At 45.3% G+C, this 4,388-nt stretch carries 2 protein-coding genes; both read left to right on the top strand.

The features are described 5' to 3' along the window. A partial coding sequence (locus tag J3999_RS11805) for a hypothetical protein (protein WP_208128080.1) occupies window positions 1–2,404 on the top strand: 2,404 nt, incomplete at its 5' end. 311 nt (window positions 2,405–2,715) lie between these two features. Continuing rightward, a partial coding sequence (locus J3999_RS11800) for a retention module-containing protein (protein ID WP_208128079.1) occupies window positions 2,716–4,388 on the top strand: 1,673 nt, incomplete at its 3' end.

Raw genomic sequence — 4,388 nt, 5'->3', positions numbered from 1 at the left:
TGAAGGGGTGGACTATGACAGTGCCGATGGCACTCTGACCATTACCGGACCTTACAGTGACGGCGATACGGTTGCGACCTTTGATGTTCAGACCATTGATGATTCAGACTTTGAAGGAGATGAAGTCTTTAATGTTAGTTTGACCGCAACGACTCTCGGTACAGCTCAAGGTAGTGTTGATACTACGATTGTTGATAACGAAGCATTGTCAGAAAGTATTTCTGTTGATGAAGATGATATCTTAGGCGCCTCAGGTAATGCAGGTGGATCTGGTGATATCATTCCTGACACTCAGGGTACTTTGACCTTTGATCTGTTAAGCGGATCGCCAAGCTTTATTCTTTCGACTTCTTATGCTGGAGAAGATGATGCTACGGGGCTTCTCACATTGGACGATTCAAGGGTCTTAACGACTTGGGATGGTGCAACCAATACATTAACGGGTTACAAAGAAGGTGCTCTGGAAACGGATGCAGATTATCTAGTCTTCACAGTAGTAGTGAGTGGTGCGACTGATACTAGTGCAAATTATGATGTAACGCTTTACCAGGCTATACAGCATCATGATCCTCTAAGTGCAGATAATGTCGAGGGCAGCTTAACAATCCCTGTTGACGTTGTCATTGAAGACTCCTCAGGTTATCAGGCGAATACTGCGTTTGACTTGACGATTAATGATGATACGCCAATTAACTTCATGGCTGATATTTCTGCAGTTGCTCCAGGCGATAGTGTTACAGATGTACCATTAAACTTCTCTGCTGGTGCGGACGGTGCTGCTACTGATGGTTATAGCATTTCTGTTGCAGACGGTCAGCAAGTAACCAATGCTGATGGACAGCTACTGTTCTTCGGCCCTGAATTCCAGGAAATTACTTGGAACAGTGTATCTTCAACCGAAGTACAAGGGGTCGTTGCTGCCGGCACAGTGGATGAACAAGCGGTATTTACCTTAAGCATTAACCCTGATGGTACTTATAATTTCAGTGCTGTGGATGGCTTGTTCTTAGTACAGACTGATGATGTTCCGTTTACCAATGATCAGCCGGTCCAAGCTGGTAATGACACCTACTATGGTATTGTTGATCTTGGCGGAACTACTACGGATGTAGTCGTTACAGGTTCTGGAGCTGTTAACACCAACTCACTTGAATTCGGTACCGGGAATACATCTTTGAATGTCGGTCAGTTCCTCAATTTCGAGTTTTACTCCGATTCGACATTGAATGGCGGTAGTGAAACCGATCCGCGTCCGGGTTCGACTGAAAGTGAAATTAATAATTTCACCTTCACGGTTTCCGATGCGGCGAGTAATACAACGCCTACATTCTCTGTAACCGCTTATGACTCGAACAATCTTGCAGTCGATGTTACGGTTGTGGATAGTAACGGTGTTCCGATTACTCCTGTTGGTACAGACACTAACGGAAACCCTGTATACATCGCTATTGAGGGTAATGATTACAAAGTTGTCGGTGACGAACCTTATGCTAATGTAGTCATTACCGGTATTGACGGAAATGCGAATGGTGGTAACTTCAGTGTTACGATTGCCGGATTCAGTTCAATCAATCCGAGTGACGTTGCTTTGAGCTTTGATGCGACCGCAACCGATATGGATGGTGACAGTGCCAGCGGAACGATTGTGGTTGGTATTGATCAAGTCAGTGATGGTAACGACGCTTCAATGTTTGAGGATGTCAGTGAATCGGTTTCTGTCGAACAAGATACGGTTCTGTCCGGAAATCTGTTGCTGAATGTCATTGACAATGACGCGGATCAGACTCACCAGGTAACCGACTTCACCGTTGATGGTGATGCAACAACCTATGCTGCAGGTGATACCGCAGTCATTAGCGGAGTGGGTAGCCTTACTGTAGATGGCAATGGGGATTACAGCTTTACACCTGAGACCGGTTACGTAGGGGCTGTTCCTGAAGTTACCTATGGTGTGCTGGATGTTAACGATGTCGCACCTGAAGATACCGATACTTCAACGCTCAATATCGAAGTTGTAGCAACCCCAGTTGCCGCCATGATGGTTGAAGAATCCTTCGACTATGCCATGTTGGAAACTGGAGCGGGAATTACCACGCTTTCTGCAGAATTAAGAACGGAATTCGATGGCTCGTTTGAAGATCTTGTTCAGACGGAAGCGGGAGGTGAAGTTGCGATTGGTTCTGAAGCTCCTGCCGATGGATCTGATCAAGGAGGTCAGGATCTGCTGGCAGAAGAAGCCGCTGCAAACGGTGCCGGTAATGCCAATATTCCTGACGGGGTTCCTGATCACAGTTCGGCTGGCGGTGTTCCTGCCGGGGCAGTCGATCCTGCTGGTTCAGAGGCAGTTCATGGGCCTGATGAAACCATGAAACAAATTATTGATAGTGAGCTAGACAATAATTAATGGTTAAACAATAAATTGGAGATAAAAAGCCCCGTTTAAAGCGGGGCTTTTTTGTTTTTAGCTCTTTAAAAAGCTGTGGGTAGAGTTCTGTTACTGAGAGGCGACTTTGTTACTAAAGTCCTCTTAAAACGCAAATTGATGTCAAATAAAAGGGTGAAAAAGGGTTTTATTCTAAAAATGATTTACGATCAAGAAATGGAGTAAATGACAGGCAATTGATACCTTTGTACGATGAAATACTACTTTCTCTTAATTAGAATTAAATCACAAAAAGAATAAGTTTCGTTTTTCAGGCCGAGCAGGAGGACATCATGTCAACTCAAGTCGCAACCATTATCAATGTACAAAACTCAGCACTTGTTTATGATCAAGCTGGAAATTCCAGATTAGTGGAAGTTGCTGATATTTTAAATCTAGGCGATGTTATTCAGACAGGAGTGGATGGTGCTGTTACGCTTATGCTGACAAATGGTCAAAAGGTTGATATTGGCCCCAATCAGACTCTGGCTTTGTCTGAAAGCATTTTGTCAGAACAGGTTGCTTCTGAAGGTGACAATGTGATTGAACCGGGATCTCTCGAAGAGACTCTGGCAGCGATTGATAATCCGGAAGGTGGTGATCTATTAGAAGCTCTTGATGCGACGGCTGCTGGTGGTGGTGCCGCTGAAGCTGGTGGCGCCATGACGCTTGAGATTTACAGTCTGGATGACGCCGAAGGTGCTCAATACGAAGCTGAAGGCGGGGTTCCTCAGGTTGCACGTGTGGTTGAAACAACGGATCCTCTGGCATTCGACTCTGATCCTTTTGCCGAGCAGGATGCATTGATTTCTCCGGAAGGTGAAGATTTATTGCAAAATCCTCCAGTTGCAGCGGATGATGCCTTTACCACCGATGAAGATACCAGTCTTGTTATTACCTCCGAAGATTTGCTGGCGAATGATACAGATATAGATGGAGATAATCTGACTATCGTTTCTGTGACTCAACCTGAAAACGGTTCACTTGTGGACAACGGAAACGGTACCTACACCTATACTCCAAATACGGATTACAACGGTAGTGATTCTTTTTCTTATCAAATCACCGATGGTAATGGAAACTATTCCGATGCGGTAGTTGGAATTACCGTTGTCCCTGATAACGCTGTTTTACGCCTTGAAGCCACGCCTGAATTAACCGAAGACGGTGGCGAGATTGTCTATACAGTTACCATCAATGAAGCGCCTCAAGGCAGCGACGTTGAGGTGACGTTGGATAATGGTTTGTCAGTGACGATTGCCGAAGGTGAGACTTCCGGTTCGGTTTCAACCACGGTTGAAGAATCCGACTTTGAAGATGTATATAAAGATAGTGATGAGATTATTGTAAAAATCACTAACGCAACCGGTGGTGATGCCGGTGAATATGATTATACGACTTACGGAACCGCATCAACTTTTATCGTTGATACGATCGATACGACCACTGTCAGTTTGGCTGCAACAGAAAGTTTGACCGAAGATGGTGGTGTGATCATCTATATCGCTGCGGTGGATAATCCTCCTCAAACTGATTTGACTGTAAGTCTGTCGAATGGTCAGAGCATTACTATTTTGGCTGGCCAAAACTTCGGTAGTACACAGTTTACTGTCAATGAATCGGATTTTGAGGATGTTTATCTGGACAGCGACAGCATTGATGTCACTGTGACCGGTACGACTGGAGGTAACTATGAAAACGTCGATTACAGCGGTGCCAGTGCTTCGACTGCGATTGTCGACACCATTGATACCACAACGGTCAGTTTGACAGCGACGCCACAACTGACCGAAGACGGTGGTGTGATTCTGTATACCGCCAGTGTGGATAACGCGCCTCAGACCGACATGACGGTTGATCTGTCAAACGGTGAAAGTATTACCATTCTGGCGAACCAGTTCTCGGGCACTACTTCCGTTACCATTGATGAATCACAGTTCGAAGATGTGTATGTGGACAGTGACAG

Origin of the sequence: Thiomicrorhabdus sp. 6S3-12 (assembly GCF_017571475.1) — a bacterium.
In the GTDB taxonomy this organism is placed as follows: Bacteria; Pseudomonadota; Gammaproteobacteria; order Thiomicrospirales; family Thiomicrospiraceae; genus Thiomicrorhabdus.
Note: the sequence above shows the minus strand (reverse complement) of the source record. Positions and strands in the feature narration are given on the sequence as shown.